The organism is Stygiolobus sp. CP850M (assembly GCF_037389425.1).
In the GTDB taxonomy this organism is placed as follows: domain Archaea; phylum Thermoproteota; class Thermoprotei_A; order Sulfolobales; family Sulfolobaceae; genus Stygiolobus.
The window spans coordinates 1-16,133 of record NZ_JBBHKR010000056.1 but is presented as its reverse complement, the minus strand read 5'-3'; the positions used below and the strand labels follow the sequence as shown (position 1 = coordinate 16,133).

General features: G+C 37.8%; 21 protein-coding genes and 1 pseudogene. 11 read left to right on the top strand and 11 right to left on the bottom strand.

Annotated features, from left to right (window positions below):
* From WIW89_RS05725 to WIW89_RS05675, 11 genes and pseudogenes are all read right to left on the bottom strand, one after another.
* Positions 1 to 1,847 (bottom strand): annotated as a pseudogene (locus WIW89_RS05725) (hypothetical protein); the annotation flags it as partial.
* A 153-nt stretch (positions 1,848 to 2,000) separates the two neighbouring features.
* Positions 2,001 to 2,354: a DsrE family protein gene (locus WIW89_RS05720; protein WP_337702926.1), complete on the bottom strand. Its 354-nt coding sequence runs from the start codon at positions 2,352 to 2,354 to the stop codon at positions 2,001 to 2,003.
* Positions 2,347 to 2,619, bottom strand: a complete 273-nt coding sequence (locus WIW89_RS05715; RefSeq protein ID WP_337720062.1) for a hypothetical protein — start codon at positions 2,617 to 2,619, stop codon at positions 2,347 to 2,349. The genes WIW89_RS05720 and WIW89_RS05715 overlap by 8 nt, the downstream gene beginning before the upstream one ends.
* A gap of 3 nt (positions 2,620 to 2,622) precedes the next feature.
* Positions 2,623 to 3,846, bottom strand: coding sequence for a YeeE/YedE family protein (locus WIW89_RS05710; protein WP_337702982.1), 1,224 nt, complete (start codon positions 3,844 to 3,846; stop codon positions 2,623 to 2,625).
* A 17-nt stretch (positions 3,847 to 3,863) separates the two neighbouring features.
* Complete coding sequence (locus tag WIW89_RS05705) at positions 3,864 to 4,115, bottom strand: sulfurtransferase TusA family protein (protein WP_337702931.1); 252 nt, start codon at positions 4,113 to 4,115, stop codon at positions 3,864 to 3,866.
* A gap of 72 nt (positions 4,116 to 4,187) precedes the next feature.
* Positions 4,188 to 4,751 (bottom strand): TQO small subunit DoxD, encoded by a 564-nt coding sequence (locus WIW89_RS05700; RefSeq protein WP_337702933.1) that lies wholly within the window; start codon positions 4,749 to 4,751, stop codon positions 4,188 to 4,190.
* Positions 4,748 to 5,665 (bottom strand): hypothetical protein, encoded by a 918-nt coding sequence (locus tag WIW89_RS05695; RefSeq protein WP_337720061.1) that lies wholly within the window; start codon positions 5,663 to 5,665, stop codon positions 4,748 to 4,750. Before WIW89_RS05695 ends, WIW89_RS05700 begins: the two co-directional genes overlap by 4 nt.
* 10 nt (positions 5,666 to 5,675) lie before the next feature.
* Entirely contained in the window at positions 5,676 to 6,878 is a 1,203-nt protein-coding gene (locus WIW89_RS05690) for a YncE family protein (protein WP_337702936.1), read from the bottom strand.
* 91 nt (positions 6,879 to 6,969) lie between these two features.
* Positions 6,970 to 7,305: a sulfur reduction protein DsrE gene (locus tag WIW89_RS05685; protein ID WP_337702938.1), complete on the bottom strand. Its 336-nt coding sequence runs from the start codon at positions 7,303 to 7,305 to the stop codon at positions 6,970 to 6,972.
* Positions 7,302 to 7,652 (bottom strand): hypothetical protein, encoded by a 351-nt coding sequence (locus WIW89_RS05680; protein WP_337702942.1) that lies wholly within the window; start codon positions 7,650 to 7,652, stop codon positions 7,302 to 7,304. The genes WIW89_RS05685 and WIW89_RS05680 overlap by 4 nt, the downstream gene beginning before the upstream one ends.
* Before the next feature lie 54 nt (positions 7,653 to 7,706).
* The gene (locus tag WIW89_RS05675; protein WP_337720060.1) at positions 7,707 to 8,663 is read right to left on the bottom strand and encodes a sulfurtransferase TusA family protein; all 957 of its coding nucleotides are present in this window, start codon (positions 8,661 to 8,663) and stop codon (positions 7,707 to 7,709) included.
* A 65-nt stretch (positions 8,664 to 8,728) separates the two neighbouring features.
* Between WIW89_RS05675 and WIW89_RS05670 the strand changes: the two genes are divergently transcribed.
* The 11 genes from WIW89_RS05670 to thiC all read left to right on the top strand — a co-directional run bounded on the left by WIW89_RS05670 (position 8,729) and on the right by thiC (position 16,111).
* Positions 8,729 to 8,953, top strand: coding sequence for a sulfurtransferase TusA family protein (locus tag WIW89_RS05670; RefSeq protein ID WP_337702946.1), 225 nt, complete (start codon positions 8,729 to 8,731; stop codon positions 8,951 to 8,953).
* Between the two features lie 52 nt (positions 8,954 to 9,005).
* Positions 9,006 to 9,191, top strand: a complete 186-nt coding sequence (locus tag WIW89_RS05665) for a hypothetical protein (protein ID WP_337709832.1) — start codon at positions 9,006 to 9,008, stop codon at positions 9,189 to 9,191.
* 188 nt (positions 9,192 to 9,379) lie between these two features.
* Entirely contained in the window at positions 9,380 to 9,541 is a 162-nt protein-coding gene (locus WIW89_RS05660) for a hypothetical protein (protein WP_337709831.1), read from the top strand.
* Positions 9,542 to 9,730: 189 nt separating this feature from the next.
* A complete protein-coding gene (gene sixA / locus WIW89_RS05655; protein ID WP_337720059.1) occupies positions 9,731 to 10,216 on the top strand; it encodes a phosphohistidine phosphatase SixA in 486 nt (161 codons plus the stop codon).
* Positions 10,213 to 11,469 carry a Ppx/GppA phosphatase family protein gene (locus tag WIW89_RS05650; RefSeq protein WP_337720058.1) on the top strand — a complete coding sequence of 419 codons (1,257 nt, stop codon included), beginning with the start codon at positions 10,213 to 10,215 and terminating at the stop codon, positions 11,467 to 11,469. The genes sixA and WIW89_RS05650 overlap by 4 nt, the downstream gene beginning before the upstream one ends.
* Positions 11,463 to 12,107, top strand: a complete 645-nt coding sequence (gene tmk, locus WIW89_RS05645; protein WP_337720057.1) for a dTMP kinase — start codon at positions 11,463 to 11,465, stop codon at positions 12,105 to 12,107. The genes WIW89_RS05650 and tmk overlap by 7 nt, the downstream gene beginning before the upstream one ends.
* Positions 12,089 to 12,724: a dTMP kinase gene (locus WIW89_RS05640; protein WP_337709825.1), complete on the top strand. Its 636-nt coding sequence runs from the start codon at positions 12,089 to 12,091 to the stop codon at positions 12,722 to 12,724. Before tmk ends, WIW89_RS05640 begins: the two co-directional genes overlap by 19 nt.
* Complete coding sequence (locus WIW89_RS05635; RefSeq protein WP_337720056.1) at positions 12,721 to 13,344, top strand: CHAD domain-containing protein; 624 nt, start codon at positions 12,721 to 12,723, stop codon at positions 13,342 to 13,344. Before WIW89_RS05640 ends, WIW89_RS05635 begins: the two co-directional genes overlap by 4 nt.
* 31 nt (positions 13,345 to 13,375) lie before the next feature.
* The gene (locus WIW89_RS05630) at positions 13,376 to 13,684 is read left to right on the top strand and encodes a hypothetical protein (RefSeq protein WP_337720055.1); all 309 of its coding nucleotides are present in this window, start codon (positions 13,376 to 13,378) and stop codon (positions 13,682 to 13,684) included.
* 257 nt (positions 13,685 to 13,941) lie between these two features.
* Entirely contained in the window at positions 13,942 to 14,703 is a 762-nt protein-coding gene (locus WIW89_RS05625; protein ID WP_337720054.1) for a hypothetical protein, read from the top strand.
* A 118-nt stretch (positions 14,704 to 14,821) separates the two neighbouring features.
* Positions 14,822 to 16,111 (top strand): phosphomethylpyrimidine synthase ThiC, encoded by a 1,290-nt coding sequence (thiC, locus tag WIW89_RS05620; protein ID WP_337720053.1) that lies wholly within the window; start codon positions 14,822 to 14,824, stop codon positions 16,109 to 16,111.
* Positions 16,112 to 16,133: the final 22 nt, after the last annotated feature.

Below are 16,133 nucleotides of genomic sequence, written 5' to 3'. Positions count from 1 at the left end.
TATGCTATGACAGAGAAGAGTCTTGCAAAAACCGTGTTCTCTTTTGCCCTCTTTATCAGGTCGGGTATTACACTCTTAACCCACTCGGTTCTACCGCCTTTTACCGCTGAAACCGTTATTTGTATTGCAGTCTCAACACAATCCGGTGGTGATTGTTTACTACTCAAAACCAGCTTTATTTCAGAGACGAGCTTATACGGAGCTAGCAATGTATCTTCTAAAATCTCATTCATTTTCTCCTTGTCTATTTGTGAAGTATTCTTAAACGTTGAGATTCTAGTTCTTAGAGACATACAGATTTCTTCAACTCTTTGTGAGGAATTTTCTATCAAATTAGGTAATAATTCTTCCAGAATTTCCTTAACCATCCTATTTACTTTTTTCCCTGAGGTGAGATAGTCCCTAAGTTCTCCAATATTCGGTACTTGTAGGAAGTCAAAATCCATAAGAGAGTAATAATATAACTCAATCAGAGACAGAGAGTTTTCAGGTTTTAATACTTTAATTATTTCTTCTTTGAGGACTTTCTTTATTTTATTTACATCTATCGTGTCTATGAGATCTGTTCCATATTCTTCTGAAATCTTTATCTTTATATCTCTGTTTACTACAGAAAACCACTTCAGTATTAGATCTTTGTCTTTATCAAGTTTCCTTCCGTTAATCTCTAAGGAAATTCTACTTAACATTCTAGGTATCGGCAGACCATAGTCTTTAGCAAGTTTCAGTAGCGGTAAATACCACAAGACTTTATTAGGGTCAGCATCAAATATCACGTTAAACATATAATCGAAAAAGTAATCGTCAAAGTCCACGTTCTCTAAAGTTAATAGGAAACTGAGAGGAACATCGTATACACCCTTATCTATCTTTACTGCTAAATCTTTTCTTTCAGTAAGCGAGAATATCACTCTACTGCCTGGCTTCACCATTAAACCCTTTTTAGGGCGAATTACACGGTATAAATCATAGGTCAAAACTCCAATCAACGGTTCTTTATCGTTTAGTTCTTCTGCTAACTTCTCAATATATTTATAACCTTGGGGAATACCGTGATAATCCACTATCTTAACCTTGAACCCGAGTTCCTCAAACCTTTTTGCAAGTAGAGATGCGAAAGTTGACTTACCCGACCTCAAACTACCTATGACGTAAACGTTTTTCCCGTTCAGTAGATTCCTTAAACTTAGATCTAATAAATCCACAAACTCTGGATATTTAGGACTTGAAAGCTCCAAGTCATAGCCAGAGGAATAATCTGATAAATTCTCTAAAGCTCTCTCGCTCTCCCCAGGTAAAAGACCAAGAGAGGAGTCTAAGTAATAGTGTATAACCTCCTTCCACTTGGGGGTTAACTTTTCCCAGTCTTCTTTTAAGTTGGATCCCCTATAAGACTCCTTTAGAGCGTCGATCGGATCCTTTGATGTCGGTCTTTTGTAGAGTAGTAGCTTAAACTTATTTAACACTTTAATTTGGTCATTAAGTTTATCCCTTTCCTGAAGCCTTATTGCCTCTGCGATTAAAGAAGGCACATAAGTTACACAATTATCGAAAGGGAGAGATGAATATTCTAAGACTTTTACCTTATCCGAAACCTTGTGTTTATCTAGAATCTTTAACGCTTTCTTATAACCAAATATTAGTACGTTACCGGTTAAAGTTGTCGAACCCTCACCCAGTTTAACTTTACCTCTTATTAGGTCTATTACGTAACCTCTACCTAGTATTATGCCTTCCTTTTTACTCCTAACTTCTTTGGAGTAATTTTCAAGCTCATCCTTACTACTAAATTTGGTTGGTACAAATACTATTCTGTCATTAGTTACCTTCTTAAACAAGGGTTCCATGAGCGGGGGCATTGAGATGAACATTAGTCTCTTTGAAAGGAATCGTTCCAAATGAGAGATAGACGTAATTTTTTTCATATCAATATAAACAAAGTGACGTTGGTATATAATAGTTAGCCAAAAACGGTACGTGATACGGAAAAGAAAAAAGACTTAGAAAACGAGGACAATTTTCGCTTCACTACTTTTTAGAGCGAACTCCGATACACCACTTATTTTCACCGGGTAAGCGAGTTTCTCAATACCCTTAACCTTCATTCCAAGCTCGCAAGCAACAATTTCTAAGTCTTCTCCAGCCATATCCATTAAATTTTCCACATAGTATTTCAACGGTTTAGTGTTAGGTAGAGTTATTTTCTCGTTCTCTTCAGTGAGTGCCTTTAATGCGTCCATAGTGAAGAACATGTAGATCTTATTTCCACTCGCAGCATAGCCTATCGCCGTCACTATACCCATGTACATCTTCTCGTGGTCTCCCGATACCATCATAATAGCTACGTCAACCATTTCTCTCCTTCGCCTCCACTATTTTTACAAGGTTGTACCAGAATAGAGCTAGACCGACATACACGACCACGTAGCATATGTATCTTGTGGCCGTCAAGTATCCATCATACTGTGTTTGCTGAACGTATACTGCAAAATTAGCCGTGTTCAACGCTATCTGATTTGCATTGGCTAAAGTGCCTTCACTGAACTTGTACCAGCCTATCGCAAAAAAGGAAAGTATAAGGGGAGCTAATAATCTTCTAAGATATCTTGACTCCAACATAGCTCACAACCTCTCTTGAACTTTCACGGCTAAGTAAATTCCTCCCAACATTCCGAACAAGAATATTATGCCGTCGTAACCTAACTGGGCGAAGTTAGTCCACATCAATCCCACGTTGCAGCCTAAAGCCACTCTAACTCCTATTCCCACTAACATCCCTCCCAAGAACCCTATCAGTAATCTCTTCTTTTCTCTAGGTATTCTAATCTTAAAGTCCCCACTAAGGAATGAGGCTGTAAAAGCACCAACACATAACATTATTACCATTAGTGTGCTCGGATCTACGATAGGTAATGAATCGTTAAACCACGGTGTATTAGTGAATAAGTTGACACCGAAGAGCATTAGAATATACTCGAAGAACCTTCCTCCATCAGAGGAAGTTATGACTAGATAGTTGAACGTATAGCCTGCACCAGCGATATATACTAAAATTATATCTAACGCAAGTAAAACAGTAGCTAAATTAGTTCCGTAAGGTTTCTTAAGAAGTAATAAGTCCTTTACCTCTTTCTTCCAGCTAGTTTTAGTCTTTTCCTCTCCTAGTACTTGACCTTGAGGACTAATAGTCATTGAAATAGGTAATCCCTGAGGTGCAATTCTCAAGTTAGCTAACCACTTCTTTTTAGTGTACTGCTGAAGATATATGCCGAGGAGAACTAAAGGTAATCCTAACATCAAAGTAGTTATATAGATCGCCATGGGAGAGACAGAATGAAATATATCGTAAGGTAAGTATTCTACGTAACCCCCCATAGTTGTGGAGAATATACCTTTCTCCATGGTATATTGTTGGAAGGGCCAGATACCTACGGCGAAAACGTAAGTGCCTATCATCATTCCGAATAACTCTATCCAATTTTGCACGTAACCGCTAGCAGCTCTATACAACATTGATAGATTGCATCCTCCGGCTAATGCCGCACCAAAACCAAATATGAACGAGCCTACGAGTATGTACCACCCTGCAAAGTAGTTGAAGTAATATTGATCAACAGCGGGAATGACTCCGAAAGCGACGAGCAAACCACAACCTAAGGCCGAAAGTCCGAAAAGTATAAGAAGTGCCCCGAATCTTTCAAAACTTCTAGTTGTAAAAATAGATGTCATAGCGTTAACAAAACAGTAGTTGCCCCTTTGGGCGACCCAACCTAAAATAAAACCACCAAGTGCAAAAAATGCATAAACTTCAGCCCAGCTTTCTGAAAAAACTGGGCTCAACACCATTGGAGGGTTTGCCACTTTTACTTCACCTTTAATATCCTTACCTTGTATGTATCACCGTCCTTAATGACGGTAAACGGGTATCCTAAATTCTTTGCGAGCGAAGGGAGAGTGACGTCAACTGCGGGCTGGTGGTCTGTCAGCACTTCTAATACCTCTCCTGCCTTCATCTTCTTAAGCTTCTTACTCGCCTCCATTTCCGGTACTGGGCATGACTCCCCCCTTACGTCGATCACTACATCTGGATTTTTCGTCTTTAATTCCTCACTCATAGTTTAAACCTCAAATAACTAATTGAAATTAACGCATAAAAAAATAATTCATTTATAAACCTTTTAATTATTTTATGTGATATAAAGGTAAATAACTACTGCAAGATAGAAAATAGAGCCGATAAAGAACCAAATCTTCCAATCGTTTATCTTCTCCCACTTCTTACCTATCAATGAGTCTACTGAAGGACCGGCAACGCCGTTAAACACAATGTAAAGGTCTAGAATCATCATGAGAAGGTTTATTCCATACTCTTCAGCATCAGCCCAATATGCAGAGAGGAAATATATCAAGTTTAGATAAAAAGCCACAGTATTAACAAACCTTGACATTGTCCCAGTGAGGGTGAGCACGCCGAAACATATTTCTGCGATCATTACAAGGATTCCAACCAGATAAACGTGGGGTAAGACCACAGATTCGAGGAATCCCCTCATTAAAGGACCTTGCAGTAAGACTTGAATTGTAACCCCAACATAAGATGTAGAAGCAGGGTTAAGATAACCTGGGTTCAAAAGCTTCATGAATACACCAGCATATATCCACGTAGTTGCTAGTCCTAATCTAGTTAGTATCGGGAATAGGTTGTTATAACGAGTAGATACCTTCTCTTCCCTTCTTATTCTCCTAGTCATAATCTCACCCTACTTACAATTAAATGAGATATCCTGTAAACCTCATACGCACTAATACCAATCAACACCAATCCGACTATGACCGGAGAACTTAGGAGCACCGCTTGAAGAATGCCTCCCGTCCAGGTTCCCAAAATGAAAGTCCCGTACTTCCACATAATGCCCTTAGTTACTGCAGGGTAGGATGAGGATAGGAGGAAAAGTAAGGAATTCACCGCAGTAGGAGTTAAACAACACACTCCTGCTATGGTACCGAGAGTAGGAACAGATGCAGTAAGAAAGCCCCCGACAGTGTTTGTGGCCGCTAACCTGAAGCTATTAGGTATCTTCCATTCGAAGGCATTTAGTGATACGTAAATCAACGACATAATATAATATCCGAGCATAAGTGCAATTGAGAGGACTATGTCGTTGATGATACCCAGCAGAAGCATCCATGTGTTGATAACGAAATAACCAAGAAGGGGTAATTGGAAAACTGGGATACCACTACCTTTATATGTGATTACTGTAAGGCATAAGAAGTAAGAACTTACGTTAACGTTAGGTATCAACCACAAGCCAGACACTATGAGATAGGAAAGGAAAAAAGATATACCAAAAGACGAGACTAAGTACCTTCCCACTTTGTCTTTAAGAGTGGCTTTAATCACGCTCCTCATCCTCATAGGTCCTGAGACCAGAATGAATCTCCCTTTTTTCAACTTGTAGATATAATAACCTAGACCCGTAGTTACGACTATGTAAAGGCATGCAAACAATAAGAATGGGTCTAAAAAAGTTACCTGCCCCGTATCAGCTAGCGGGGAGTACCATAAAAGGTATATTCTTAAACCATTTACTACTATGGGCAGGAATACTGTGGAGTTGAAAAATATAAAGACGTAGAAAAAAGGATTTATTTTTAGCGGCACTGTACATCCCTCAACAGTGAAGACCCGTAATAGGTGGCAACATCACGTTATCTACTAAATAGCCTCCAGTAGATTCACTTATGGGCAATACAAATGCTGGAGCAGTAGTCAACGGGACTTCATAAGCTATGCTCATAGTGTTCAAGCTTATCAAGACGATCATGCCTCCGCTACTCACAGAGCCGTGAATTACGACATAAGCATAACTCCCTCCGGGAGTAATACCAATATCAGCTAAACCTTGAGGAGATATGCTAGGTAGGGATATGGTATTAACGATACTGAAAGACGAAGTGGATATGACCACAACTTCGTTTTTATTAATTGGCGCCTCTAAATAATACTTACCATCCGGAGTGAACGTTCCCCTCTGAGGGGTTACACCGCTAGGCATTGCTACCATGCCCATATATTGTAAGTTAGGTAAGGAATAGAAACCTACTGAGTTATTTCCAGCAAATTCTACGGCTACCATTGTGCCCTGCATATTTGGACTTACCATATAAGGTTGAGACCCAGGGGATGTAGTTAGCACATTCATCACTTTACCGGTCATTGCATTTATTGTGTCGACACTATTGTTGAATTTCATAGGTACTATCAAATATTGCCCGTTGGGAGCCCACCTCACATCACATGGATAATATGTTCTACCGGTTGGGGATAAGAATTGGTCTTTCCATACTACTTGTAAATTGCTTAAGTTTATAACTTCAACAACTCCAGAAGGACCATCAGCTATTGCAGCATACTGACCGTTAGGAGATATAGCCACTCCTATAAATCCTATCTTATTTCCTACCGAGAAATTTTTGACGGCTTTCATGGTAGATGAGTCTACAACATATACTGACCCGTTATTTACGGGTGCAAATATATACTTGCCGTCGAACATTTGCATAGCTGGAACCTCTACCCAATAATAGACTTGTTGTGGTAAGTTAACGGATATGTTAACTACATGCTGGAATCCTAAGAACTGGGCAGACGTCGAGAACGGGTTGATCACTTGTGAGAGTCCCTTTTGCGTAAAGACCAAGAAGTAGAAGTTGTTATTAGCTGTCGATGAGGAGCTTGTCGACGTAGAGACCACTGGAGTTGAGACAGATGATGGTGATGAACTTGTCGAACTTTTCATCATTATATAGGCTGCACCTACACCAATCAATATAATTATCAAGAATCCAGCTAACAACCATATTTTATAGGACATATCTTATCATGTATTCCTCGTTACTAAAAAATAAAAGAATTATTGATTTATAAACCCTTTATACATCAATTAAAAAATTTACGAAAAAAAGTTAAATAGTTATAATTAGATCAACTTTGTGGACGACCGCTTTATAGAAGTCCGGGAAGCAGCCTATCTTTGCAACTTTGATGATTTTATCAGCTAAGTTCCTCATATAAACGCACTGATCACATACTTGAAGATAAATCCCCTTCTCCTTGCTTAGTTTCTCTAGCCTTTCAGCCAGAGGGTTTCCTTCCATCAAAAGGTAAACATTATCATGAATGAAAAACATCCCAACAACGTTCACACCATGTCTGTCTTCTTCCAGTTGGGGTACTATCATGTTGCCCAGTATGTAAGAACCTAAGTTAGACTCTACGATATAAGCTACATTCTTGGTCATATCTTTAAACACTCCGAGAACTCCTTTGCAATTACGTCAGAGATTTGGTTAATTTGAAATCCCTTTATGCTCCTGAGCTTTTCTATAGCTTTTTCATAAGACAAGAACTTTTTGTTGTCTTCGTAAGCTTCACAAAGTGCTTCTAAACAGATAACTACTATAGGGCATTCTGAGGATTTGTAAGTTATTATTCCCTCAGAATTACGGTAGAGCTTGAACCATCGTGAGCTGTCAATCTTGACATTGCAGATCTCTTTTCCCTTACTAGAATTATATAATCTTTTAACTAAGTAGTCTGACGCAAACTTCCTTTCTACGACACAACCGCATTCGTCTTTCTTTAACATAAAAAACTTTTAGCGTGAGTTTTTTAAAAATTTTCTTATTTATAAATCTAATTTCTAATTATTGTGAGATAAATAAAATATATTTACCATACCTTCTTTCGGGAGCCTGGCTAAAGCTTCTTCATCAAAGTATACTCCTTCGTCTGTATCGAGCCTTAAGGCAATCAATCCGTCTTTATCAACAAGGGCAGTTAGTAGCCATCCCCTTCCTATTGGGGCAGCCGTAATTAAACCGAGTACGTCCTTTTTTAGTTGATCCCTTCTTATACCATTAGACGTAATACTTTTCTCAATTTTACTGAAGTAAAAATATAGGAAAGCTCTAAACTCTCCCTCTCTGAAATATTCCTTAATTTTCTTTAAGTCTTTGTTCTCAATTGCTTCAACATATTCTGTTCTAGTCGGAGTCGCCGAAAGTTTGTAAAACACGAAGGAAACGTAATCACCCATATTGAACACTTCATACCTACAGCGGAATAACTTGGCAACTTCAGGAAAAGTTATTTCTACCGCAGCAGGGTTGTCTACTAGTACCTCCAGGCTTTCCCCAATCCTCAGTTCCATCAGTTTTTTCTTCACCTCTATTTCCGGAACGGGGCACACTAAACCTCTTAAGTCGAGAATATAATCGCCTACGCTTTTCATAAATACGACCCTCTTACTCTTGCTTGGCTTCTCGTCCTTGACTACCTTAACAATATCCTTATATTTCTCAAAATTCTTTTCTAACCTCAGTTTAAGAGTTTCTCTAATTAGAACATTGGATGTGCGTATATCTACGTTCACTTTATTTTGACTTACTAATACCACGATAGTGAACTTCCCGTTCTTTTCAACTATATTTAACTCATTACCCTTCACGTATATCAAACACTTAAAATTTAAAAAACGGGTAAGAGATAGCTCTCCTTCATAGCCCCAGTCTAATTTCCTGATATTCTTAAGCATATAAAGCCTTGAAAATTTCTCTACATCTAGCAATTTGTCAGCACGATTAAATTGTAGCTCCATGAACTATAATTATAATATTTAGGTTAATTAACTTTTAATTTCATATTTCGAAATAACTGATAAAGATGAAATCAGAGGTGAACTTAATAGGACTATGCTGTTCAGTTCCACATTTGATAGTGTATAACAAGCTTAGGAAGATGAATAGAGGGGATGAATTGACCGTAATAACAGACGATATAACCGTTGTTCAAAGGGATATAATACCGTTAGCAAAAAAGTTTAAATGTATGGTTAATATCGCTAAGGAAAACGACGTTTTTAAGGTAACATTAACACTAATGTCCTAGTATACAATTGTATAGCTCTGTTTTTAAATGGTTTAGTAATATCCCTATTTATATGAGAATATCTCTACTATCATTAAGTTTGTCCTTCTCTATTTCCTCACTTTTAGTTGGTGAAATGTTTAACGAGCAAGGTTACATTAGGATTAATAGGGAATTAATACTCATAGGTGGTGTTATTACTTTATTATTGTGGTTAGGTTTCTATCTCAGTTTCAAGAAAATAGCTCATTTTATCTAGCCAAAATTGAAACTTGTCGAATTGTTCACATTTATCATTTTTAATAACTTTTTTATTATTTACAATAACTTTCGAACTTTACTGTAAATAATTGAATAATATAAAACATTAGATATCATGTTAATACTGACTTGAACTTTGCGGATTACTTTTTAAATATTTCAAAGCAAATATAAGTTGATCAGGAAATGTTAGGAATTTCAAGGACTCAAAAAAAGAAAGAGGAGGTAAATATACCTTTATACGATCTGAGTAAACTACCTGAGGAATACTTGAGAAACGAATTTCCAGAGGTCTATAATAGCTTAAGAAGGAGAAAGTACGATGTGGCTTATCCATACTTTCACTGATTTTTTGTACCTATCTCCTCTCGGTCTTATTTAGTTTATATTTCAAAATTTTGACGGAAGGGATAATAGTAAATATCTTTCGGTCTAAATTTTCCTCGTTACCTAAATTATGTATCACGGCATAGCCTATATAGTGTTATATATTCCTGATGTTTAAATACTTATTAACCTATGTGGAGTAAACCGCATATGTTACATCTAATAATTGTAAGACACGGAGAAGCCGAACCGAAGGTAGAAAACTTACCAGATAAGGATAGAAAGTTGATTAAAAAGGGAATAAAACAGATGAGAAGAGTCGCTAATTTCATAGACATTATGGGTTACAAAATAGATAAAGTGTTTTCAAGTCCGTATATAAGGGCTTATCAATCAGCAGAAGTCATTCTTGAGGAACTTGACGAGGACTTAAAAATAGAGACGATTAAAGAATTAGAACCAGACCAAGATGTAAGCACGATCATTGAAAAGTTGAAGGAAACAAACTCCTCTCAAGCGGAACAAGTAATTATGTTAGTAGGGCACGAGCCCCACTTGTCTACATTTATAAAGAGTGTTACGGGCGGTGAAGTTGAACTGAAGAAAGGTGGAGTAGCAGTTGTAGAGATAGATCCGGCCAGCTTCAAAGGAAAACTTACTATACTCCTAACACAGAAAGTAATGAAGAGACTATGAATTATAAGGCAGTGATAGACGCTGGATACAACTCTTTTAGGCTTTCTCTTTATTCTATATTCCCTAACCTTTCCTTTAGGCTCACAGCCTCGCTGAAGGATTACGTAAGGTTAGGATTAGGTGTAAGCGAAGGAAAACCCATACCCGAGGAGAACGTAAAGAGAGCTGAAATTACCTTGCGTAAATTCAAGGAATTCCTAGATAGAAAAGGGATAAAAGAAGCTAAAATCTTGGGGACTAGTGCCTTTCGTTACGCCAGTAACGGAACGGAGGTCTCAAACAGGCTATCTAGTATTATCGGATTTCCAATAACCGTACTGTCAGGAGAGGAAGAAGGTAAGTATTCAGCTTTAGCCGTAATCAACACTTTACCAATAGAGGATGGAATAATCTTCGATTTAGGGGGTGGATCCTTAGAAATAGCCTATGTATCTCAGAGAAAGATAAGGGACGTATACCAGTTCCCCTTGGGAGGACTGAGAATGATGGACAAAAACCCCGAGGAAATAAAAAAGGAAGTGAGGATTGCCTTAGCTTCCCTGCCCTCATCAAAGGGGATACTTGTTGGTAGCGGTGGAAATCTGAGGGCCATTGCTAAAATGGATTTAAAACTTGAAGGAGAAAAACTGGATCAAATTCACGGTTACTCTGTTAGTTATGAAAGAATTGCGAAATATGCTAAGATCCTTCCATCAATGAGTATAAGCGAGAGATCACAACTACCGGGAATTGATAAAGAAAGAGCTTTAACTATTCACTCAGCTGCAATCGTCATTAAAGAGCTCATGGAAATAATGGGGAAAGATAAAGTGATGATTTCAGCCTTCGGACTACGTGAGGGGATTCTAATGGACTCGGAAATAGAAAATGTCGACAAGCTAAGGGAATTTTGGGTAGAAGGAGTATCTTACAACTTCAACGTAGAACCGTTCGTAGACTCATATAGAGAAGCACTTAAGGAAACAAAAGACGTAGCTGTAAGTACAGCTTTTTACCTCTTACAACTCATGAAGGCCTCTAACTTCTTGGATCCCTACATGGCATGTTATAAGGTTTTTAGGGAGATCACTACACCTGGATATACTGCGGACGAAATTAACGTTATTACTACCTTATGTGCTTTAGCAAAGAAGTTCAAGAAAAAGTACTATAACAAGGTGAAGAAGTTAATAGATAAGGACACAATCCTCGTAAAGGCAAAGAAAGTGAAAGAACTTCATGAGGCTTATGAGTTAGGAGTGAGAAAATGGTAGGGCATATAATAGCATTTGAGGGGATAGACGGCTCAGGTAAGTCGAGCCAAGCCAAACTACTTAGAGACTGGTTAGAAGCTAAGGGAGTTCCGGTCTACCTCACAGAATGGAACTCTTCAGAGTGGTTACACGAGAGTATAAAGGAAGCTAAAAAGAAGAACTTGCTTACTCCTTTAACTTACAGCTTAATACATGCTACAGACTTCGCGGATAGATACGAGAAATACATTTTGCCTATGTATAAAGCTGGTTACGTAGTAATTTCTGACAGATACATTTACACCGCTTATGCTAGGGACTCCGTAAGAGGGCTGAGCATAGATTGGGTAGCTAAACTTTACTCATTCGCGATCAAACCAGATATAGTCTTTTTCATAAGAGTTACAGCTGAAGAGGCTTTGAGAAGGTTAAAAGAAAATAGAAGAAAAATAAAACCGAACGAGGCAGGAGCCGACATTTTCCCAGATTTGAAACATGAGGAGGGATTTCTTAAATATCAGGGTGCTGTTCTCTCGGTATACGACAAATTAGCCCCCATAGAGAATTTCTATGTAATCGACGGTCAAAGGGATCCTAAATCGATTCAGATAGAAATAAGAGAAAAAGTGAGTGAGATCTTATGGAAAGAGGAATCTTAATAGCTGTAGAGGGTGTAGAAGGCTCCGGTAGGAGTTCACATCTACAAGGTATTAAAAAGTACCTCGAGGAAGAAGGTTACGGAGTAACTACTATAGGACTACAGTCGAGCCAGCTGTTAGGGACTAAGTTAAGCACGGTTAAGAGAGACCTCGTTTTTCAGAGGATAACTTTATTCCTTGCTTATGCTACAGACCTTGCAGACCAGATAGAATACACCGTTAAGGAAGCCCTTAATTCTGGCTTTGTTGTACTGGCTGACGGTTACGTATATACCCTCATGGCATGGGGTTTAACAAGAGGGCTCGATAGGAATTGGATCAGTGACGTATTGTCGTTTGCAATAAAACCCGACCTAGCTATTTCACTTGTAGCCCCAGTAAGTACTATCAGTAGGAGAGTTATAATGAAAAACGGTAAGATAGACCCCTTAGCTTCCTCCATAGACCTATGCATTAATAAGGACTTATACACATCCTTCCGCACCCATGTTAAGACTTTCCAAAAATATCTTCTTGAGATCTCAAAAACTTACGGACTGAAAGTGGTTAAAACTAACAGAAACTACGAGGAAGCCCACAAAGAAATCATCAAATACGTGAGGGAAGTACTGAAATGAAACCTGAAGAGAGACCAGAGTTTTACGCTAATAATAATTTGAGAAAAGCACTGAGATTCAACCCCTCACCTGAATCAGTCCATGATACCAGAGTTTACTTGAGAAAATACCTGACATTATCCTTAACATTAAGCAGGCTTTACCATAACTCGGATTGCATATACTACTCTAAAGAAGCCGTAAGAATTCTAGGAAGAATAAGAGATGCCGATGTATCAGGTTGTATTCCGATAAACAGAAAACTGCTAGCATTAAAAGTAACAAAAATACTACCTAAAATTTCTAGTTGTTACTTGCCTAAAATATACGGTAGTAGGCTAGTAGTTTTTGAAAAGATACGTGAAATATATAACCACATTCTAATAGAAGACTTCCATGAGTTCAGGAAGAAAGTTAGAATCCTATACTACCTTACGGAAAGTGTCGGGGAAGACCCTAAACCTCTAAAGGACATAAGTAGGGAATTGGGAGACATAAGGGACCGATACTTAAAGGAGGTATGCACGTCTACCTTTAATAAAAAATTGAGTTTTGACCCAAGACTGGTCGAAGAGACTAAAGCTATAGTGCGTGAGATAATAATGAGGAATGAATTTCAACACTTGAAGAAATTCGAATGAGTAGGAGAAAATAGTATAAGCTAAAAATATTATGTCTGTTAGACTATTTCCATGGAGTTCAAAAGGCAAAAAGTTCTTCCCCAACATTTTCAGATTACATAAACATGTTAGAGCCTGTAAAGGATATGAGTTCCTAGAAGAGAGAAGAGTAAAGGTAAACGGTGTCTTATACGAAGTCGAAATGTATAAGCCTTTCCCGCTTTCAAATCCTGATTTTCTCTTGATTAAGACGAAAGAAGGGAAACTATTTACTACAGTAGGAGGCAAAGGGTATGAGAAGGTGAGAACTTGTCTAGAAAAGAAATACTTTATACCTAAGATTATGAGAATCAAAAAATAACCACTACTGGAGATGAATTCGTTTGGACCGAGAGTACAGACCGGGGAGACACTGAAATTAGGACAAGAGGAAGGGGGAGCCTGATAAGAGTCGACGGAAAGATTTTCATTATAGATACTAGCGATGATACGTTCTAGATTAATCTGAGTGTATTAGATAAGAAGAGTTTACAAATAATATCTTCAATGTTATAAAGAGTCAAATAACCTATTTGCCTTAATGTTTTATATAAGTGTTAACAAAAATAACTAGTATTCATGGAAATCCCGTGGAATATAATCTCAGATAAGGACATATCGTTAAGTAAAAGTGAATTCACTGAATCGATAAAGAACTTAAAACCAATATATGAAGACGCTAAAGAAATAGTAGAAAAATATAAGAAACTGAGAGGAAAAATTTTCTATCTATTAACGTTCTTAATTGTGTCATTTGTTACCATTTTAGTAGTAACCGAGAAGCTGTTTGAGTACTCAATTCTATTATTGATCCCTATGAACTACTTCCTCGGTGTCTTGTTAACGTATCTATTGAACGAGAGAAAGTACATAATCCTCACAATTGTTTACTTATTGCTCTCTTTACTGATGGAGCATAGTATCATAAAATACACTTTGCTAGCATCTATGATACCGCTTTCTTGGGGGTATTTTGCGAATCTAAATGAGAAGATTTATCTTAGTTGGTCATCCTACGCCTCTAACTTATTGGCCAGTTGGGACGATATCGAATATCACAACAGTGATTCGACCATTATAAGACTCAGAAAGGGAACAGCCAGAATATCTCCTTATAGGGCAGACTTAGAATCCTTACTCCTAATAGGAAAGTTGAAAGTAAGGGCATTTATTTCAGTATTTGTCTTGAGGAAGGGGAGAATCGGTTATATTGTCGTTCTAAAGGTAAAGAGGTATACTCTATTCTCCGATAAATTGATAATCCTTATGCCTCTAGTATTTGGCAAAATTAAGGAATTTCTAACCGAGAATTTTAACAAGAAAGAGTGGGAATTAGGTTAGGAAAAACTTGATTACTAATAAAATTTTAAGCTTTCTAATAGATTTTTTATTTAATCTATATATTTATTTGTTTTAGAATATAATAATATTTATAAGTTAATTATTCCAATTCATACTTATGTCGATAATCGAAGAAGCAAAGAGAGGTAATATCACAGACGAGATGAAAGCCATATCAAAGTTAGAACTAATCTCTCCAGAAGAGGTAAGAAGAAGAATTGCCGATGGAAAGATAATATTGATAAGAAACGTGAAAAAACCAAGCAAGAGGTTAATAGCTGTAGGTAAGGGTATTACAACAAAGATCAATGTAAACATAGGTACTTCCAGTGAAGTAGTAAGTGTGGAAATGGAGTTAGAGAAGGTAAAAATAGCTAACAAATTGGGGGACACACTTATGGATTTATCGACTGGCGGAGATTTGGACGAGATCAGGAGGACAATTATCCAGCACAGCGAAATCCCCGTAGGAACCGTTCCGATTTACCAAGTATTCATAGAGTCGTTCAAGAAGAGGTCTGGAGGAGCTTATTTCACGGAAGACGACCTATTGAAAACCGTCGAAAAACAACTGAGAGATGGAGTAGCATTCATGACCATACACGCTGGCATTACGAAAGATCTCGCTATTAGAGCCCTAAAGAGCAGAAGAATGATACCGATAGTCTCAAGAGGGGGTGATATGATAGCCGGATGGATGATACATAATAATTGTGAAAATCCTTATAGAAAAAATTGGAATTATATACTTGAGATGTTTAAGGAATATGACGCTACGATTTCGTTAGGAGATGCGCTAAGGCCTGGGGCTACAGCAGATGCACATGACGAGTTTCAAGTAAGTGAGCTAATAGAAACGAGTAGACTGGTAAAGGACGCAATAAGTAAAGGTGTCCAAGTCATGGTTGAAGGACCTGGACATATGCCGCTTAACGAAGTCGTATGGGATGTAAAGCTAATGAAGAAGCTGACAGGTGGAGTACCGTATTATGTATTGGGACCCTTACCTACAGACGTAGCAGCTCCTTATGATCATATTGCATCAGCTATAGGTGCTGGTCTTGCTGCCTCTGCTGGCGCTGATCTATTATGTTACTTAACTCCTGCAGAGCATTTAAGCCTACCTACGGTCAAACAAGTCGAAGAGGGTGCAATAGCCTATAGAATAGCAGCTCATGTGGGTGATATCGTAAAACTCGGTAAAAAAGCTAGAAAGTGGGACGACAAGGTAAGTACGTACAGAGGTAGGTTAGAATGGGACAAAATGATATCTCAGCTCATAGATCCAGATAACGCTTATAGAGTATATACACAGTTCGGAAAACCTAAGGTAAAAGCTTGTACTATGTGCGGTGGATATTGTCCGATGATGTGGGCGATGGAACAAGTTAAAAAGGTTAAAGAGTGAGAAAATATTCAAAAACCATTTT